At 70.7% G+C, this 18,625-nt stretch carries 18 protein-coding genes; 8 read left to right on the top strand and 10 right to left on the bottom strand.

Annotated elements, in window-relative coordinates; translation table 11 throughout:
- Window positions 1-9 precede the first annotated feature (9 nt).
- The 9 genes from HD557_RS06185 to HD557_RS28090 all read right to left on the bottom strand — a co-directional run bounded on the left by HD557_RS06185 (window position 10) and on the right by HD557_RS28090 (window position 9,837).
- The gene (locus HD557_RS06185; protein WP_196873255.1) at window positions 10-1,536 is read right to left on the bottom strand and encodes a tripartite tricarboxylate transporter permease; all 1,527 of its coding nucleotides are present in this window, start codon (window positions 1,534-1,536) and stop codon (window positions 10-12) included.
- Window positions 1,529-2,056 carry a tripartite tricarboxylate transporter TctB family protein gene (locus HD557_RS06180; RefSeq protein WP_196873254.1) on the bottom strand — a complete coding sequence of 176 codons (528 nt, stop codon included), beginning with the start codon at window positions 2,054-2,056 and terminating at the stop codon, window positions 1,529-1,531. The genes HD557_RS06185 and HD557_RS06180 overlap by 8 nt, the downstream gene beginning before the upstream one ends.
- The gene (locus tag HD557_RS06175; protein ID WP_196873253.1) at window positions 2,053-3,060 is read right to left on the bottom strand and encodes a Bug family tripartite tricarboxylate transporter substrate binding protein; all 1,008 of its coding nucleotides are present in this window, start codon (window positions 3,058-3,060) and stop codon (window positions 2,053-2,055) included. Before HD557_RS06175 ends, HD557_RS06180 begins: the two co-directional genes overlap by 4 nt.
- 138 nt (window positions 3,061-3,198) lie before the next feature.
- Window positions 3,199-4,023, bottom strand: coding sequence for an ion transporter (locus HD557_RS06170; protein WP_196873252.1), 825 nt, complete (start codon window positions 4,021-4,023; stop codon window positions 3,199-3,201).
- Window positions 4,024-4,074: 51 nt separating this feature from the next.
- Window positions 4,075-4,866 carry a sulfite exporter TauE/SafE family protein gene (locus tag HD557_RS06165; protein ID WP_196873251.1) on the bottom strand — a complete coding sequence of 264 codons (792 nt, stop codon included), beginning with the start codon at window positions 4,864-4,866 and terminating at the stop codon, window positions 4,075-4,077.
- Window positions 4,856-6,184 (bottom strand): enolase C-terminal domain-like protein, encoded by a 1,329-nt coding sequence (locus HD557_RS06160; protein WP_196873250.1) that lies wholly within the window; start codon window positions 6,182-6,184, stop codon window positions 4,856-4,858. The genes HD557_RS06165 and HD557_RS06160 overlap by 11 nt, the downstream gene beginning before the upstream one ends.
- Entirely contained in the window at window positions 6,181-7,674 is a 1,494-nt protein-coding gene (locus HD557_RS06155; protein WP_196873249.1) for an aldehyde dehydrogenase (NADP(+)), read from the bottom strand. The genes HD557_RS06160 and HD557_RS06155 overlap by 4 nt, the downstream gene beginning before the upstream one ends.
- Window positions 7,675-7,723: 49 nt before the next feature.
- Window positions 7,724-8,638, bottom strand: coding sequence for a 5-dehydro-4-deoxyglucarate dehydratase (gene kdgD, locus HD557_RS06150; protein ID WP_196873248.1), 915 nt, complete (start codon window positions 8,636-8,638; stop codon window positions 7,724-7,726).
- 824 nt (window positions 8,639-9,462) lie between these two features.
- Window positions 9,463-9,837, bottom strand: a complete 375-nt coding sequence (locus tag HD557_RS28090; RefSeq protein WP_231380196.1) for a hypothetical protein — start codon at window positions 9,835-9,837, stop codon at window positions 9,463-9,465.
- On the opposite strand from HD557_RS28090, the gene HD557_RS28085 reads away from it, so the two are divergent.
- A complete protein-coding gene (locus HD557_RS28085) occupies window positions 9,785-10,585 on the top strand; it encodes an HNH endonuclease signature motif containing protein (RefSeq protein WP_307785737.1) in 801 nt (266 codons plus the stop codon). The genes HD557_RS28090 and HD557_RS28085 overlap by 53 nt on opposite strands.
- 331 nt (window positions 10,586-10,916) lie before the next feature.
- Here HD557_RS28085 and HD557_RS06140 read toward each other — a convergent pair whose 3' ends face one another.
- A complete protein-coding gene (locus tag HD557_RS06140) occupies window positions 10,917-11,828 on the bottom strand; it encodes a LysR family transcriptional regulator (RefSeq protein WP_008362292.1) in 912 nt (303 codons plus the stop codon).
- 115 nt (window positions 11,829-11,943) lie between these two features.
- Here HD557_RS06140 and HD557_RS06135 point away from each other — a divergent pair, with 115 nt between their 5' ends.
- The 7 genes from HD557_RS06135 (at window position 11,944) to HD557_RS06105 (ending at window position 18,604) form a co-directional block, all read left to right on the top strand.
- A complete protein-coding gene (locus HD557_RS06135; protein WP_196873247.1) occupies window positions 11,944-12,939 on the top strand; it encodes a tripartite tricarboxylate transporter substrate binding protein in 996 nt (331 codons plus the stop codon).
- A gap of 28 nt (window positions 12,940-12,967) precedes the next feature.
- Window positions 12,968-13,498 (top strand): tripartite tricarboxylate transporter TctB family protein, encoded by a 531-nt coding sequence (locus tag HD557_RS06130; RefSeq protein ID WP_231380195.1) that lies wholly within the window; start codon window positions 12,968-12,970, stop codon window positions 13,496-13,498.
- Between the two features lie 14 nt (window positions 13,499-13,512).
- Entirely contained in the window at window positions 13,513-15,048 is a 1,536-nt protein-coding gene (locus HD557_RS06125) for a tripartite tricarboxylate transporter permease (RefSeq protein WP_196873245.1), read from the top strand.
- A gap of 30 nt (window positions 15,049-15,078) precedes the next feature.
- Window positions 15,079-15,474 carry a universal stress protein gene (locus HD557_RS06120; protein WP_196873244.1) on the top strand — a complete coding sequence of 132 codons (396 nt, stop codon included), beginning with the start codon at window positions 15,079-15,081 and terminating at the stop codon, window positions 15,472-15,474.
- Window positions 15,471-16,748 carry a glucarate dehydratase family protein gene (locus HD557_RS06115; protein ID WP_196873243.1) on the top strand — a complete coding sequence of 426 codons (1,278 nt, stop codon included), beginning with the start codon at window positions 15,471-15,473 and terminating at the stop codon, window positions 16,746-16,748. Before HD557_RS06120 ends, HD557_RS06115 begins: the two co-directional genes overlap by 4 nt.
- A gap of 138 nt (window positions 16,749-16,886) precedes the next feature.
- Window positions 16,887-18,083 carry a hypothetical protein gene (locus HD557_RS06110; protein ID WP_196873242.1) on the top strand — a complete coding sequence of 399 codons (1,197 nt, stop codon included), beginning with the start codon at window positions 16,887-16,889 and terminating at the stop codon, window positions 18,081-18,083.
- Window positions 18,080-18,604 (top strand): TRAP transporter small permease, encoded by a 525-nt coding sequence (locus HD557_RS06105; RefSeq protein WP_196873241.1) that lies wholly within the window; start codon window positions 18,080-18,082, stop codon window positions 18,602-18,604. The genes HD557_RS06110 and HD557_RS06105 overlap by 4 nt, the downstream gene beginning before the upstream one ends.
- Window positions 18,605-18,625: the final 21 nt, after the last annotated feature.

Here is an 18,625-nt window from a genome sequence, read left to right as displayed (position 1 = left end):
TGCTGCACCTCAGCGATCGGCCTCGATCAGCTCGTGCTCCAGGTCCTCCTCCTTGCGGCGGAGCACGATCGACCCGGCGAGCGCGAGCAGCAGGGCGACGTAGACGACGATCGCGAACGGCGACTGCACCAGCGTCAGCCAGTCCCCCTGGGCGATCTGCAGCGCCGAGCGCAGCTGCCGCTCGAAGATCGGCCCGAGGATCAGCCCGACCACCATCGGCGCCACCGGGTAGCCGTAGCGGCGCATGAAGAAGCCGAGGATGCCGAGCACGAGGAGCACCATGACGTCCTGCGGGCTGAAGTGCACCGCGAAGGCGCCCAGGGCCGCGAACAGCAGGATGCCGGCGTAGAGATAGTGCCGCGGGATCTGGAGCACCTTCACCCACAGCCCGACCAGCGGGAGGTTGAGCACCAGCAGCAGCACGTTGCCGATGTAGAGGCTCGCCACCAGCGGCCAGACCAGGTCGCCGTGGTCCTTGAACAGCAGCGGCCCGGGCTGGATGTTGTAGTGCTGCAGCGCCACCAGGATCACCGCGGCCGTGGCCGAGGTCGGGATGCCGAGGGTCAGCAGCGGCACGAGCACACCGGCCGCCGATGCGTTGTTCGCCGCCTCGGGCCCGGCGACGCCCTCGATGGCACCGTGGCCGAACTCCTCCTTCGCCTTGCCCCGAGCGAGCTTGCGCTCGGCGGAGTACGACAGGAACGTGCCGACCTCGGCCCCACCGGCCGGCAGCGTCCCGATCGGGAAGCCGATCGCGGTGCCGCGCAGCCACGGCTTCCAGGAGCGGCGCCAGTCCTCACGCGTCATCCAGGTGCGCCAACCCCGGGTGACCGGGACGAGCTGCTGCGGCCCGCGGCGCAGCTGCGCGCCGACGTACAGCGCCTCGCCGACGGCGAAGAGCGCGACCGCGACGACCACGACGTCGATGCCGTCGTTGAGCACGGGTACGCCGAAGGTGAACCGCATCTGGCCCGACATGCCGTCGACGCCCATGAGCCCGATGAACATGCCGACACCGAGGGCGGCCAGCCCGCGCGAGACCGAGCGGCCCAGCAGCGCCCCGACCGTGGTGAAGGCGAGCACCATCAGGGCCACCTTCTCGACCGGACCGAGCTTGACCGCGAGGTCCGCGGCCAGGGGCGCCAGGAAGGTGAGCGCGACCGTGGCGAGCGTGCCGGCGACGAACGACCCGATGGCGGCGGTGGCGAGCGCCGCGGCGCCCTTGCCGCGCTTGGCCATCTTGTTGCCCTCGAGGGCGGTGATCATCGAGGACGCCTCGCCGGGCGTGTTGAGCAGGATCGAGGTCGTCGACCCGCCGTACATGCCGCCGTAGTAGATCCCGGCGAAGGTGATCAGCGCGGCCGTCGGGTCCAGGGCGTACGTCAGGGGCAGCAGCAGCGCGACGGTCATCGAGGGCCCGATGCCCGGCAGGACGCCGACCGCGGTGCCGAGGATGACGCCGATGAAGGCGAAGACGAGGTACTCGGGGTGCGCGGCGGTGGCGAACCCCTCCAGGAGCAGCGTCAGGTTATCCATGGAGGAACGCCACCCCTTCCAGGAACGGACCCGGCGGCAGCGAGACACCGAGACCGCCGGCGAAGACGATCTGGATCGCGAACGCCATGACCAGACCGATCAGCAGCGATCGCCACCAGGGGCGGGCGCCGAGGATGACCGCGCCCGCGGTGAACAGCGCGGCGCCGGCCAGCGGCCAGCCGACCAGGCCGATCAGGAGGGCGTGGCCCAGGACGGCCACGGCGAGCAGGCCGGCGGTGAGCCAGTCGGTGCTGCCGGAGAGGTCGACGTCCTCGCCGCCCTCGGCCTCGCCGCGCTCACCGCGCAGGACACGCGCCATGGTGATGCCACCGGTCACGACCAGCAGGCCGCCGACCAGGTAGGGCATCGTCCGCGGTCCGATCGCGCCGGCGGCCGTCACCGGCTCGGCGATGCTTCCCGCACGGACCAGCGCGAACACACCGAGGGCGAGGATGCCCCCGGCCATGGCCGGCTCCCCGAAGGAGAGCCGGCCAGGCTGGGTGGGGGTCTGAGTGGTCACTGGACGAGACCGATCTCCTCGAGCGTGGTCTGTGCGGAGGTGACCTCCTCGTCGACGTACGTCTCGAACTCCTCGCCCGCCATGAACGCGTCGTCCCAGTCGTTGGTCTCGAGGACCTCGGCCCAGGCGTCGGACTCGGCCGCCTCGGTGACCAGGTCGGTCAGGGCCTCGCGCTCGGCGTCGTCGAGGTCGCCCGGGGCGACGATGCCACGCCAGTTGGTGAGCACCAGGTCGATGCCCGCGTCGGTGAGGGTGGGCACGTCCGGGAGCAGGCCGGAGGGCTCCTCGCCGGAGACGGCCAGCGCCCGGAGCTTGCCGGCCTTGATCTGCTCGGCGTACTCACCGACACCGGAGATGCCGGCGTCGACCTTGCCGCCGAGCAGCGCGGTCACCGACTCGGCGCCGCCGTCGAAGGGCACGTAGTTGAGGCTCTTCGCGATGTCACCCGAGGGCACACCGCTGGCCTTGAGCAGCTGGCCGGCGAGGATCTGGTCGGTGCCGCCCGCGGAGCCGCCGGCGATCGCGACGTCCTGCCCGTTGGCCTTGATGTCGTCGACCAGGTCGTTGATGGTCTGGTACTTCGAGTCGGCCGGTACGACGACGACCTCCTGCTCCTCGGTCAGCTTCGCGATCGGGGTGGTGTCGGAGAGCTTGGTGGCCGACTTGTTCGTCTCGATCGCACCGACCATGACCAGGCCCATCACCATCAGGGTGTTGGGGTCGGTCTCGTTGGCGAGCTGCGCCAGACCGACGGTGCCGCCGGCCCCCGGGACGTTGGACACCGAGGCGCTCTCGACGATCTTCTCGCCGGTCATCACCTCGGAGAGAGCGCGCGCGGTCTGGTCCCAGCCACCACCCGGGTCGGCGGGGGCGACGATGTTCACCTTCGTCGGCGCTTCGCCGGCGGACGAGTCGGAGCTGTTGACCGAGCTGCAGGCGGCGAGCGAGGTGCCGGCCAGGGCTGTGGCGACGGCGATCGCGGCGGTACGGATGAGGGGGTTCATGGGATCTCCTTCGAAAGTGACGCTCGTCACTTCATGGCCGCGAAGTTATGGGCGGCGAGGAGATGCCAGGAAGCATCTGGACGTATTGGATCTTGTGGTCGTTGTGGTCACGGGGATGGGCCGGTGACCGACCGCGGCTCAGACCTCCGAGCGGCTGCTCTGCAGCTCGGCGCGGGTGGAGGCCAGCTCCTCGCGTACAGCGGTGAGGTCCTCACGCAGCGAGGTCAGCACGGCCATCATCTCGGCGTCGGACTCCTCCTCGTGCCGGGCGAGGCTCTCGACGCTCTCCATGCCGGAGACGACGACGGCGAGGAAGAGGTTGAGGACCGCGAAGGTCATCACCAGGATGAAGACGACGAAGAAGATCCACGCCGAGGGGTCCTCGGCCATCACCTCGCGGGCGATGTCGGGCCAGGCCTCACCGGTCATGGTCTGGAAGAGCGTGAACGCGCTGGTGCCGAGGTCGCCGAAGTACTCCGGCGCGATCTCCCCGTAGAGGTTGGTCGAGATGACCACCGCGACGTACATCATCAGCCCCAGCAGCCCCGCGACCGCGCCCATCCCCGGCACCGCGTTGATCAGGCCGTCGACGACGCGGCGCATCGACGGGACCGAGTTGACCAGGCGCAGCACCCGCAGGATCCGCAGCGCCCGCAGCACCGACATCGGGCCGGTGGCGGGCACCAGGGCGATCGCCACGATCGCGGTGTCGAAGATGTTCCACGGGTCGAGGAAGAACCTCGGGCCGTACGCCACCAGCCGCAGCACCAGCTCGACGACGAAGACGCCGAGCAGCACGCTGTCGAGCATCGCCAGCTCGTGGGCGAGGTGCTCGGGCACCATCGTCTCGACACCGAGGACCACCGCGTTGAGGATGATCACGCCGATGATGACCTTCTGGAACGTGTCGTTGTCTACCAGCGCACGCGCCCGGCCGCGCGCTGCGGTGATGCTCGAACCCATGTTCGCTTCGTCCTTCTGTCGACCCGTGACAACGGCCGGAGCCTACCGGGGTCAGCTGGTGGCGAGGTGCACGGCCAGGCCCAGGCCGGCAAGGCCGACCAGCCAGCGCAGCGGTCGCTCGGGGGCGACCCGGACGATCGCGGGCCCCAGGAAGCCGCCGAGCACGGCACCCACGCCGAGCGCGACCGCGGCGGGCCAGTCGACGGGGGCGAAGAAGACGTACGCGACCGCGGCGGTGCCGTTGGCGACGCCGGTCGCGACGTTCTTGACCGCGTTGGTGACGGCCAGGGCCTCGGTGCGCTCGAGGACGAGGACCGCGAGCGCGATGATGCCGACGCCCGCGCCGAAGTAGCCGCCGTAGATGCCGAGCACGAACACGGCCGCTCCCCACGCGAGGCCGCGGGCGACGGTATGCCGCCCCTCGTGGTCGACCGGATCCTGCCGTGGCCTTCTCCTGGTGGCGAGCGCCGCGGTCCAGAGGCGGATCCGGTCGCGGAGCAGCAGCAGGATCGCGCCGCCGCCGACGAGCCAGGGCACGACCGCCTCGAACGCCTCGGCGGGTGTGGTGAGCAGCAGGGCCGCGCCGACCGCGCCGCCGAGGAAGGAGGCCAGGGCCAGCCAGGCGATCCTCCGGCCCTGGCCGCGGAGCTCGCGCCGTGACCCGGCGACGGTGCCGCCGGTGACGCCGAACATGGCCACCGTGTTGGTGACGTTGGCGACGACCGGCGGCAGCCCCGCGGCCAGCAGGGAGGGGTAGCTGACCAGCGAGGCCAGACCGGCCACGGAGCCGGTCAGTCCCGCTCCGATGCCGGCGAGCAGGAGCCAGGCGAGCTCAGCGGACAAGGCACGGGCGCTTGGGGTCGAAGGTCCACCCCGGCACCAGGTACTGCATGGCGACGCCGTCGTTGCGTACGCCGAGCCCGTGCTCGAGGTAGAGCTCGTGCGCGGCCGCGACCCGGTCGCGGTCGAGCCGGATCCCGAGCCCCGGCGCGGTCGGCACCGCGATCGCGCCGTCGCGGATCTCCAGCGGCGACTCGGTCAGCCCCTGGCCGTCCTGCCAGATCCAGTGGGTGTCCAGGGCGGTGATCTCCCCCGGCGCGGCGGCACCGACGTGGGTGAACATGGCCAGCGAGACGTCGAAGTGGTTGTTGGAGTGGGAGCCCCAGGTCAGCCCGAACTCGTGGCACAGCTGCGCGACGCGGACGGAGCCCGACATGGTCCAGAAGTGCGGGTCCGCGAGCGGGATGTCGACGGCGTTGGTGCGGATCGCGTGGGACATCTGGCGCCAGTCGGTGGCGATCATGTTGGTCGCCGTACGCAGCCCGGTGGCGCGCTTGAACTCGGCCATGATCTCGCGCCCGGAGTAGCCGCCCTCGGCGCCGCAGGGGTCCTCGGCGTACGCGAGCACGTCGTCCTTGCGCTTCAGCAGCCGGACCGCGTCGGCGAGCAGCCAGCCGCCGTTGGGGTCGAGCGTGATCCGGGCGTCGGGGAAGCGCTCGTGGAGGGCGGTCACCGCGGCGACCTCCTCCTCACCGGCGAGGACGCCGCCCTTGAGCTTGAAGTCGGCGAAGCCGTAGCGGGCCTGGGCGGCCTCGGCGAGACGTACGACCGCCTCGGGGGTCAGCGCGACCTCTCGGCGGAGGCGGTCCCAGTCGTCGGCGGCGTCTTTCTCGCGCAGGTAGGGCAGGTCGGTCCGGTCGGGGTCGCCGACGTAGAAGAGGTAGCCGAGCATCGGTACGGAGTCGCGCTGCTGGCCGTCGCCGAGCAGCTCGGCGACCGGCACACCCTGGGCCTGACCTGCGAGATCGAGGAGCGCGGACTCCAGTGCGGTGACGGCGTGGACGGTCGTACGCAGGTCGAAGGTCTGGGCTCCGCGGCCGCCGGCGTCGCGGTCGGCGAAGGTGTCCGAGACCTGGCGCAAGAGGCTACGGTAGCGGGTGACCGGCTGCCCCACGAGCAGCTCGGCGGCCTCCTCGATGGTGCGGCGGATCGGCTCGCCGCCCGGCACCTCGCCGACGCCCTCGCGTCCCTCGGAGTCGGTGAGGATCGCGATGTTGCGGGTGAAGAAGGGCGCGTGCGCGCCGCTGAGGTTGAGCAGCATCGAGTCGTGGCCGGCGACCGAGACGACCTCGACCTTCGCGATGGTCGGGTTGGTGCTCATGGCAGCTGCAGCTCCCCGTCGATGCGGCGGGCGAGGTGCCACGGGTTGTCGTCGCGTACGGCTTCCGGGAGGAGCGCCGCGGGGACGTCCTGGTAGGCGACTGGGCGCTGGAAGCGCTCGATCGCGAGGCTGCCGACCGAGGTGGTGCGGGAGTCGGAGGTGGCCGGGAACGGGCCGCCGTGGACCATCGCGTGGCCGACCTCGACGCCGGTGGGCCAGCCGTTGAAGAGGATCCGGCCGGCCTTGAGTTCGAGGGCCTCGACGACCCGGGCGGCGGCCTCGTGGTCGGCGTCGGTGGCGTGGACGGTCGCGGTGAGCTGGCCCTCGAGGGAGTCCAGGCTGGGCAGGAGGTCCTCGACGGTGTCGAAGCGGACCACGACGCCGGAGGCGCCGAAGACCTCGTCGGTCACGCCGGCCAGGCGGGCGGCCTCGACGATCTGGGGCGCGGGGGCGTCGGTGTCGCCCGCGGTGCCCTCGCCGACGACGGTGACGCCGTCGGTGGCACGGAGCTTCTCGATGCCTGCCTCGTAGGCCTGGGCGATCCCGGGGGTCAGCATGGTGGCGCCGACGGCCTCGGCGGTGGCTCGGCCGGCGGCGGCGAGGAAGGCGTCGCCCGCCTCGCCCCTCGGAAGGAAGAGCAGGCCGGGGTTGGTGCAGAACTGGCCGGAGCCGAGGGTCAGGGAGCCGACGTACGCCGTGGCGAGCGCGTCGACGTCACCATCGAGGGCGCCCGGGAGGACGACGACCGGGTTGATCGAGGACATCTCGGCGTAGACCGGGATCGGCTCGGGCCGGGCGGCCGCTGCCGCGGCGATTGCGAGCCCGCCGCCGCGGGAGCCGGTGAACCCGACGGCCTTGATCCGCGGGTCGACGACCAGGGCCTGGCCGAGCTCGATGCCGCCCTTGAAGTCGGTGTCGAGGAGGAAGGAGAAGGTGCCGGCGGGCAGGCCGGCCTTCTCGACCGCGCGGGTGATCGCCTGGGCGACCAGGTAGCCGGTGAGCGGGTGCGCCGGGTGACCCTTGACGATCACCGGGCAGCCGGCCGCGAGCGCCGAGGCGGTGTCGCCGCCGGCGGTGGAGAAGGCGAGCGGGAAGTTGCTGGCGCCGAAGACCGCGACCGGCCCCAGCGGGATCTGGCGCTGCCGGATGTCGGCGCGCGGGAGCGGGGTCCGGTCGGGGAGAGCCGGGTCGATGCGTACGCCGAGGTGGTCGCCGCGACGTACGACGCCGGCGAACATCCGGAGCTGGCCGGTGGTGCGGCCGACCTCGCCGCTGATCCGCCCCTCGGGCAGGTGCGACTCGGCGACGGCGGCCTCGACGATCTCGGCGCGGGCCGCCTCGATCTCGGCGGCGACGGCGTCGAGGAAGTCCGCCCGGGCCTCGGGGGACGTGGCACGGTAGCCGGCGAAGGCCTCCGCCGCGGCGCTGGTGGCGGCGGTGACGTCGGGCTGCTCGGAGTCGGCTCCGGCGATGATCGAGCGGTGGCTCATGGTCCCTTCCTATCGGGTCTGTCTCGGTGCAGTCTCGGGGCGGTCGGCGTCAGGAGATGCGGGCGATCAGGTCGCGCAGCTCGGCGATCTCGTCCTCGCGCAGGTCGGTCAGCGGCGGCCGGACCGGGCCCGCGGGCCGGCCGATCGCGGCCAGACCGCCCTTGACGATCGACACGGCGTAGCCGGCCGTACGGTCCCGGATGTCGAGGTAGGGGATCACGAACTCGTTGAGACGACGGTAGACCTCGTCGCGGTCCTGGGCACGTACGGCATCGTAGAACTCGATCGCCCACCTCGGCGCGAAGTTGAACAGCGCCGAGGAGTAGGTGCTCACGCCGAGCTGCAGCAGCGGCAGCGCGAAGGTCTCCGCCGTCGGCAGGCCGCCGATGTAGGTGAGCCGGTCACCGACCCGGGCGTAGGTGCGGGTCATCTGCTCGATGTTGCCGACACCGTCCTTGAAGCCGATCAGCGTGGGGTTGCGGTCGGCGAGCTGCGCGACGGCCTCGTCGCGCAGCACCGCGTTGGCACGGCTGTAGACGATCACGCCGAGACCGGTCGCCTCGCAGACCCGGCTGGCATGCTCGACCAGCCCGGCCTGCCCGGCCTCGGTGAGGTAGGGCGGCATCAGCAGGATCCCGTCCGCCCCCGCGGCCTCCGCCGCCTTCGCCTGCGCCACCGCGGTGGCCGTGCTGCCCGTCGCCGGCGCCAGCACCGGAACGGCCCCCGCGACCTCGTCCACGGCGGCACGTACGACCTGGTCGGTCTCCTCCGGGTTCAGCGAGAAGCCCTCCCCCGTGCCGCCGGCCGCAAAGAGCCCTGCCACCGGGTACTCGGCCAGCCAGCTCAGGTGCTTGCGGTAGCCCTCCTCGTCGAACTGCAGATCCTCGGTGAAATGGGTGACCGGGAACGAGAGGAGCCCGCTCTTGAGCTGGGCGGCCAGGTCGGTCGGGCTGTACTCGGTCACGAGTCACGTCCTTCAGATGTTGGGTTGCTGAGGGGGAAGGTGGTGACCATCACGTTAGGAACGTTCGGTGATGCCTGTCCAAGCCCGAATTTGAATCTCTTGATGCCTTGGGGGCATTGCAGGGTGATGCCGGAGCACCGCGACGCCCTCGGTGGTCGAGCTTGTCGAGACCACCCCGTGCGTAACCGTTCCCCGGGGCTGGCGTGGCCGCCGACCCGTTCTCGCGGGTCTTCTCGATGGGCCGCGACTTTGTGTGTCACGGACCAGTGATGACCCGGTGGTCGAGCTTGTCGAGACCACCGGGTGCGTAACCGTTCCCCAGGGCTGGCGTGGGCCGCCGACCCGTTCTTGAGGGTCTTCTCGATCTGCTCCGGCGTCAAGGACGCCCTTCGGGCGCCGGCTACGCCGGCCGCCTTCGGCGGTCCTGGACTCCGGACCAGATCGAGAAAAGATTTGGCTGGCTATCGGGGCGGCGGCCCGGGTGTGGCGCAGCGAGATTCTTGTACTGGACCGGACTGCTTTGGGGGAGGGATGGTGGCCCTCCGGGCCACTTACCATCCACAGGAACGAGACCGTTCGCTGACCGCGAAAAAGCAGCCTGACCTGGACAAATAGGTGTTCAAGTGGGTGCTTTGCGAGTAGAATCAGACCCATCACAGCACACCTCTGAAGGGAGGGACGCGATGAGTCTCGGCCACGAGATCGACCACTGGGGCACCAACCCCAGCAACGCGATCGACGCCGCCCTGACCGCCATCGAAACCTCTCTCCTTGAACTGCTGGCGTCCGATCCGGCGTATTGGCAGACCGGGCAGAAGAAGGACTTACTCAAGCGACTCGAGAAGCTCCAGGCCCAGCAGGCCGCATTGAAGCTCCGGGTGCTCGCGTCGGCTGGTGACATCGCCGAGGAGACCGGTGCCAAGGACGCCTCGGGGTGGTTGCGGACCGAGCTGCTCGTCGACAAGGCCGTCGCGCGAGCCCAGGTGAAACTCGCCGCGAGTGTCGCGAAGTACGACTTGGTGAGTGCGGGCCTGGCCCAGGGCATCGTGTCGCAGGACAAGGCCCGCGTCATCACCAAGGCCCTCGACGCGATCGAGGCCGACCCGGCCGCGAGTGCCGAGGACCTGATCCTCGGCCGAGAAGCTCCTGGTCGACCACGCCACCCGGCTGACCGCCAACGAGCTGAGGATCGTCGGCAAACGGATCCTCGCCGAGATCAACCCAGACCGGTTCGAGGCCGCGGAAGCCAAAGCACTGCAGCGAGAAGAGGAGCACGCCCAGCGACGCACCTTCTTCTCCTCCCGCGACAACGGCGACGGCACCATCGACATCCACGCCCGGGTCACCCGCGCCATCGGGGCCCGGTTGCGCACGATCCTGGACTCGCTGGCCCAGCCCCGAAAGCTCTCGGCCCAGGACAAGGGCATCAAGATGCCCTACGACCGGCTGCTCGGCCAGGCCTTCGCCCGCGTGATCGAGACCTACGACGTGGAGAATCTGCCCCGCCACGGTGGGCATGCGACCACGGTGTTCATCACCATGCGCGTGGAGGACCTCCGCAAGGACCTCGGCACCGCGGCCCTCGGGTTCCACGGCGACCAGATCACCGCCGCCGAAGCCCGCCGGATGGCCTGCAACGCCGACCTCATCCCCGTCGTCCTAGGCACCGACTCCGAAATCCTCGACCTGGGCCGCACCACCCGCCTAGCCCACCCCGTCCAACACCGGGCACTCCGCCTACGCGACAAGTGCTGCCAAGCCGAAGACTGCGACGCACCCGCCGCGTGGACCGAAGCCCACCACCTCAAACCCTGGTCCCAAGGCGGCAAGACCGACATGGCCAACCTGGTCTTGTTGTGTGCCAGTGACCATCGCCGCATCCACGACCCCAACTACACCTACGAGCGACTCCCGGACCGACGCATCCGATTCACCCGACGCACCTGAATGAGTCCTGCTCGTCCTTGTGAAGCCTTCGCAAGGCGTCATCGTCTAGTAAAAGCGCGAGCAGCCCCTCGCCCGACAGAATTCCCCAGCCCGGATCGCCGAGCACGTACGCAACCAATGGAATCCGCGCCAAACCCCGCCGCCGACCCGATAGCCAGCCAAATTCTCGGCGGAGCCCGGTGTCAAGGATCGCCGAAGGCGACCGGCGAAGCCGGCGGCCGCAGGCCGTCCTTGACTCCGGGAACCGGCGAGAACACCCTCCGTAACGGGTCGGCGGCCATCAGCCTCTCGAGACACTCCAGCGCCCAACCGCCCGCCGGGGCAAACCCGCCTACCGACTCACCTCGACGATCACGTCGAGAACCCGGCGTACGACCGGACTGACAGACCCCCTTGCCCAGATCGCATGCAGCTCGACCGGCCGCTCGGGGTCCTTGTCGAGGCGGGTGTCTCCGCCGCCGTGCTCGATGGGGTGGAAGACGACGCCTTCGACGTGCAGGGAGCTGGCGGAGACGGGGACGAAGCCGACGCCACGCTCGGCGGAGACGAGGAGCATGGCGGTGAGGACCTGGTGTACGCGCTGCTCGATGCGGGGGTGGGCGTTGGCGAGGAAGCGTACGGAGAGCTCGTGGAAGTAGCGCGACTGCTGCGGGTGGTAGCCGATGACGGGCTGGCCCTCGAAGTCCTGGGGCGTCAGCGGACGGTCGACGTCCGCCAGGGGATGGCCCTTCGGGAGCACGGCCATCAGCGGCTCGCGGGAGATCACCCGGGAGGAGAGCAGCTCGGTGTCGAAGGGTGGGCGGGCGAGGCCGATGTCGATCTCGCCGTGGCGGATGCCGTCGACCTGGGCCAGGGTGACCCGCTCGGAGAGCCGCACCTCGACGTCGGGGAGCTCGACGGTGAGCCGGCGCAGCAGCGGCCCGAGGATCGAGATGGCCGAGACGGCGGTGAAGCCGAGACGGACGACACCGGCGGCACCGGCGTCGACGCGACGGGCGAGGTCACCGGCGCTCTCGACCAGGTTGAGCATCCGGTAGGCCTCGTCGAGGAAGGCGGCTCCGGCACCGGTGAGCGCGACCCGGCGGTTGTCGCGCTCGAGCAGCCGCGCGCCGACGGCCTTCTCCAGCTTCTGGATCTGTCGCGACAGCGGAGGCTGGGTCATCCGCAGGCGTTCCGCCGCCCGGCCGAAGTGGAGCTCCTCGGCAACCGCCACGAACGAACGCACCTGGTCGAGCGTGATCATTCGGTCAGCGTAGACCACGATGCACCAGGTGGAACACTCCATGCTGAAACGGGCTTGGACCGGTATCGCCAAGACTCTTAGTGTCGGTGGTCACACGACGGAACTAGGAGCAACGATGCGTACGACCACCCACCTTCTCGCCGCGACCGCCGGCGTCGCGGCACTGGCCCTCTCCGCCTGCGGTGTCTCCAACACCACCGGCGGCGGCAGCGGCGGCGAGGAGTACCCCTCCGGCAACGTCGAGATGTACGTCGGTGCCTCGGCCGGTGGCTCCAGCGACCTGATCAGCCGGGCGGTCTCCAAGGGCCTCTCCGACGAGCTCGGCACCTCCTTCCCGGTGATCAACCAGGAGGGCGCCAACGGTGCGCTCGCCGCGAACAAGGTCGCCAAGGCCAAGGCCGACGGTCAGACCATCGCCATCCAGAACGCCTCCCTGTTCGCGATCACTCCCCTGGCCGTCAGCGAGGACGAGGCCACCAGCCTCGACGACTTCGACGTCGTCCAGGGCGTCTCCCGCGACGACTACGTCATGGTCACCGGGCCGAAGAGCGGCTTCAAGACCCTCGACGACATCAAGGCGGCGAAGAAGAAGGTCACCTACGGCACCACCGGCGTCGGCACCGGTGCCCAGCTCTCCTGCGGCCTGACGTACGCCTCGGCCGGCGTCGACGCCGAGGCGGTGCCGTTCGACGGCGGCGCGCCTGCCCTGACCGCCGTGCTCGGCAACCAGGTCGACACCGCGTGCATCCAGGTCGGCGAGGCGATCGAGAACATCGAGTCCGGCAAGCTGACCCCGCTGAGCGTCTTCGGCCCCGAGCGGGTCGACTACCTGCCGGACGTCCCGACCGCGAAGGAGCAGGGTCTCGACGTCGAGGTCGCGCAGTACCGCTTCATGACCGTCCCGAAGGGCACCCCGGACGACGTCAAGGACGCCATCGCCGAGGCGATGCAGGCGACGTTCAAGACCGAGGAGTACCAGGCCTTCAACAAGCAGAACAGCCTCACGCCGATGGAGATCTCCGGCGACGAGGTGGTGACCCAGCTCGAGGAGGACAAGAAGCGGTTCGCCGACCTGGTCGAGCAGTACGGTCTCAACCTCGGCGCGAGCTGACCCCGCCCCACACGACGAAAGCATGCCGATGAGCGACGAACGTACCCCCTCTCCTGAGCAGGACATCCTGGCCGAGATCCAGGCCGAGGTGGCCCACGACCTGGAGGAGGAACGGCCTCCGGCGGGCGGACCGGTCTATCAGGTGGTGGGTGCGCTCGTCGCCCTCGTCGTCGGCATCGGCGGCGCGGTCCTCTCCTACGGCTACGGCCTGGGGTCGCTGCGCCAGCCCGGGCCGGGTCTGTGGCCCTTCGTGGTCAGCATCGCCATCGCCCTGATGGCCGCGGCGCTGCTCGTCGTCGGTCGCCGGCTGACCGACAGCGAGAAGTTCACCCGCTCCAGCGTGCTCCCCGCGGTCGGCCTGGTCACCTTCATCGTCCTGGCCCTGCTGATGCCGGTGATCGGCTTCGAGATCCCCTCGCTGCTGCTGTGCGTCGTCTGGTTGAGGTTCCTCGGCGGCGAGTCCTGGCGCAGCACGGTCATCACCTCGGTCGCGACGGTCGCCGCGTTCTACTTCCTGTTCCTCTACGGGCTGCGCATCCCGCTGCCCCACCTGTTCTGAGCGGAGCCCCCACCATGGACGTCAACGCCTTCCTGGACGGCTTCGGGCTCGTCACCGAGCCGCAGAACCTGCTCTACTGCCTGATCGGCGTGCTCATCGGCATGCTGATCGGCGTACTCCCCGGCCTCGGGCCGGCGGCCACGATCGCCATCCTGCTGCCGATCACCTACAGCATCGACCCGGTCTCCGCGATCATCATGCTGGCCGGCATCTACTACGGCGCCCAGTACGGCGGCACGATCACCTCGGTGCTGCTCCGGCTGCCGGGTGAGGCCTCCTCGGTCGTCACCGTCTTCGACGGTTTCGCCCTGGCCAAGGAGGGGAAGGCCGGCACCGCCCTCGGCATCGCCGCGATCGGCTCCTTCATCGGCGCCACAGTCTCCATCCTCGGCCTGACGCTGGTGGCCCCGCTGATCGCCGGATGGGCCCTCAGCTTCGGTGACCCGGAGTACGCCGCCCTGGCCCTGCTGGGCGTCCTGCTGGTCGCCACCATCGGCAACGGCAACAAGCTCAAGGCCATGCTCGCCGCCGCCTTCGGCCTGCTGCTGGCCACGATCGGCCGCGACAGCTTCAGCGGCGCCGAGCGCTTCACCTTCGGCAGCCTGCAGCTGACCGAGGGCATCGACTTCGTGGTCGTCGCGATGGGCCTCTTCGGCGTCGGCGAGATCCTCTACAACCTCGAGGAGCGCCACGGGAAGCCCCACGTCCCCGCCGCCGTCGCCAACATCTGGCCCTCCCGCAAGGACCTCAAGCAGTCCTCCGGCGCGATCGGCCGCGGCTCGCTGATCGGCTTCGTCCTGGGCGTCCTGCCCGGTGGTGGCGCGGTGATGTCCTCCCTGGCCGCGTACGCCACGGAGAAGCGGATCTCGAAGAACCCCGAGCGCTTCGGGCGCGGTGCCATCGAGGGCGTCGCGGCCCCCGAGACCGCCAACAACGCCGCCGCGACCTCCTCGTTCATCCCGCTGCTGACCCTCGGCATCCCGGCCAACGCGTCGATGGCGATGCTCTTCGGCGCCCTGCTCATCCTCGGCATCTCCCCCGGGCCGCAGCTGGTCGAGGAGCGCCCCGACCTGTTCTGGGGCGTCATCAACTCGATGTACATCGGCAACCTGATCCTGCTGGTCCTGAGCATCCCGCTGGTCGGCATCTTCGTGCGCATCCTGCGGGTGCGCCCGGCGATCCTGGCCCCGATCACCGCGCTGATCACGATCCTGGGCGTCTACACGATCAACAACTCCACCTTCGACATCTTCGTGATGATCGTCTTCGGCCTGATCGGCTACCTGATGAAGAAGGTCGGCTTCGAGCCCGGCCCGATGGTGCTCGCCTTCGTCCTGGGCTCGATCGTCGAGGACGGCGTACGCCGCTCGATGCTGATCTTCGACGGCGACCCGACCGGGTTCTTCACCCGGCCGATCTCCGGAACCATCCTGGCCGCCTTCGTCCTGGTCGCCCTCTGGCCCGCGGCCAAGGCGATCCTGGCCCGGCGCAAGGCCGCCACCGTCGCCGCCCCGGCCGACCGCGACCACGTCGACACCCCGTCCCGCTGAGCCCGCTGGGCCCGCTGAGAGAGGCACACCATGACCATCCTGATCGGCTACGTACCCACACCGGTAGGTGAGGCGGCCCTCGAGGCCGGCCTGGCCGAGGCGGCGGCGCGCGGCGACGACGTCGTCATCGTCAACAGCCCGCGCCGCGGGGCCACCGTGGACGCCGACCTGGTGGACGAGGAGACGGCGGCGAAGCTGGTCGCCCGGGCCACCGAGGCCGGGGTGAGCGCCCGCGTCGACCACACCACGCACGGAGCCGACGTCGTGGAGACCTTCGACGCGCTGGCCGCCGAGACCGGTGCCCGGCTGATCGTGATCGGGCTGCGCCGGCGCTCCCCGGTCGGCAAGGCCCTGCTGGGCAGCGACGCCCAGCGCATCCTGCTCGACGCCGCCGTGCCCGTCCTCGCCGTGAAGCCGACCGCATGAGCGCGGGGCCCAACGGAAGCCGGGTCTCGAAGGTCGTCGTCACACCGGTCGCGTTCGCCGACCCGCCGCTGCTCAACGTGGTCGGCGTCCACCAGCCCTGGGCGCTGCGCGCGATCGTCGAGCTCCACACCGACACCGGCCTGGTCGGCCTCGGCGAGACGTACGCCGACGAGACCCACCTCGCTCGCCTCGACGCCGTCGCCGCCGCCCTGCCCGGGCACGACCCCTACGACACCCACGGCCTGCGCCGGCTCGTCGTCGGCGTGCTCGGCAAGGAGACCGGCGGGGCGGGTGCCTCCTTCGGCGGCATGCTCGACGTCTCCTCGGCGGTCGACACGGTCTACTCCCCCTTCGAGGTCGCCTGCCTCGACCTGGTCGCCCGCGAGGCGGGCAGACCGGTCAGCGACCTGCTCGGTGGCGCGGTACGCGACCGGGTGCCGTTCAGCGGCTACCTGTTCTACAAGTGGGCCGGCCACCCGGGGCAGCCCGGCGACGCGTGGGGCGAGGCGCTGAACCCCGACCAGATCGTCGCGCAGGCGAGGCGGATGGTCGACGGCTGGGGCTTCGGCTCGCTCAAGCTGAAGGGCGGGGTGTTCCATCCCGACGAGGAGTGCGCCGCGATCGAGGCGCTCCGCGACGCCTTCCCCGACCTGCCGCTCCGGCTCGACCCGAACGGCGCCTGGACGCCGGAGACCTCCGTCAAGGTCGCCGAGCGGCTCGCCGGTGTCGTGGAGTATCTCGAGGACCCCACCCCCGGGATCGAGGGGATGGCCCAGGTCGCAGCCCGCACCGACGTACCCCTGGCCACGAACATGTGCGTCATCGCCTTCGAGCACCTCAAACCCGCGATCGCGGTGGACGCGGTCCAGATCGTGCTCTCCGACCACCACCTGTGGGGCGGGCTGCGCCGGTCGGCGCTGCTGGGCGGCATCACCGACACCTTCGGGATGGGCCTGTCGATGCACAGCAACTCCCACCTCGGCGTCTCGCTGGCCGCGATGGTCCACCTGGCCGCCGCGACCCCGAACCTGACCTACGCCTGCGACACCCACTACCCGTGGAAGACCCAGGACGTCGTACGTCCCGGGGTGCTCGACTTCACCGACGGCTCCATCGCGGTGCCGACGGGTCCTGGCCTGGGCGTGGAGCTCGACCGTGACCTGCTGGGCGTGCTGCACGAGCAGTACCTCACCTGCGGGGTGCGCCGCCGTGAGGACACGGTCTACATGCGGTCGTTCGAGCCGGACTTCACGCCGAACACCTCGCGCTGGTGACCGATCGGTCGATGCCTTCGGGGTATCGCCTGATGCGATAAGTGGCTTGGACACGAATCGCACATCCTGACAGTCTCCTGTGACCGGGGCCACACTCGGCTCCGCCCACGGAACATCGCCTGGCAGGAGCAGACACCGGTGACAGAGACCGACTCGGGAAGGACCGGCACCGTTCCGGTCGTCGGCTATGCCTACCCCTGGGACGTGATCGGCGATCCTTCGTTCGCCGATCGCGCCCGGGGCCTCGGGGTCACGAAGGTCGCCCTCGCGGCGGCGTACCACACCACCCGCGCCGCGACCCCGCTCCACCCGGAGCACCGGATCGTCGAGGCCCACAGCGCGGCGCTCTACCGCCCGGTCCGCCCCGAGGCCTGGGACGGCGCCCGGCTGGTGCCGCCGGCGGCGACCTGGGTGGCCGCGGAGGACCCGTTCGGGGAGGCCGCCGCGCTCCTGACCGAGGCCGGGTTCGAGGTCGCCGCCTGGATCGTGCTGACCCACTCGACGCGGCTCGGTGAGGCCCACCCGGACCTCGCGGTCGTCAACTGCTGGGACGAGCCCTACCCCTACGCCCTGTGCCCCCGCCACGAGGAGGTCCGCCGCTACGCGGAGACCCTCGCCGCCGAGGCCGTCCGCGACACCCCCACCACCACGGCCGTCCTGGAGGCGTGCGGCCAGCTCGGGTTCGGCCACGGCGGCCACCATGAGAAGACCGACGGGGCCTACGACGACGCCACCCAGGAGCTGCTCTCCATCTGCTGCTGCCCGGCCTGCCGCGCGGACTGGACCGGCCGCGGGCTGGACGCCGAGGCCACGGTCGCGGGCCTGCGCGCCGCGACCGGCGCGAGCCCCTCCGGCGAGCCCGTGGACCCGAGAGCACTGGAGGTCATCCTCGAGTCCCGCCACGCCGCGGCCGACGCGCTCCGCCACCGGGTGATCGCGGCCGTCCGCGAGGCCGCCCCCGGCATCGCCGAGATCGCCCTGCACGCCCAGCCCGACCCCTGGGCCACCGGCGCCAGCCCTGGGCTCACTCCGACCACGGCCGACGACGTCGACCTGGTCGTCTCCTTCTGCTGGCCGACGACCGAGGCGTCGGTGGAGACCGGGCGCCGGCTGGTCGAGGCGGTCGACGGCAGGGCAGCGGCCGCTGCGTACGTCACCGTGCTCCCGCCCACGACCGAGGACGCCTTCGGTGACCACCTGCGGGCGCTGGTCGACACCGGGATCGACCAGATCCACCTCTACCACCTCGGGCTCGCGGGTGCGGACAGGCAACACCTGCTCGCCGCGGCGACCGAGGTGCCCCACCGCCGAGACGAGGACGGAGCGAAGGCATGAACACATCCCCTGAGACCCGAACGCTCAGGCGCGCCTGGCGCGCGGTCGACACGGTCTTCGAGGCCCTCTGCATCCTCTGCCTCGTCGCCACGCTGCTGATCGTGCTGTGGCAGGTGTTCAGCCGCGAGGTGCTGAGCAGCTCCCCCAGCTGGAGCGAGGAGAGCGCCCGGATCCTGCTGGTCTGGGTCGGGTTCCTCGGCGCCACGATCGGCTTCCGCGAGGGCGCCCACATCGCGGTGACCTTCCTGGTGGACAGGTTCCCCGCGGCGCTCCGGTCGGTGATCGACCGCGTCGTCCAGGTGCTGCTGCTCGGCTTCGGGCTCTTCCTGATCGTCCAGGGCAGCCAGTTCGTCGTCGACGCCCGGGCCGCGACGCTGCCCGGGACCGGGCTCCCGCGCAGCGTCCTCTACCTCGCGATGCCGGTCGCCGGCGCCATGCTCGTCCTCTACACCGTCCTCCAGGCCTTCGGCATCAGCACCCAGCGCTACGCCGAACCTGACGACACAGCCGCGATCGACTGAGCCGCCGAGAGCCGGAGGAGT

Source organism: Nocardioides luteus, from assembly GCF_015752315.1.
Lineage (GTDB): Bacteria > Actinomycetota > Actinomycetes > Propionibacteriales > Nocardioidaceae > Nocardioides.
Note: the sequence above shows the minus strand (reverse complement) of the source record. Positions and strands in the feature narration are given on the sequence as shown.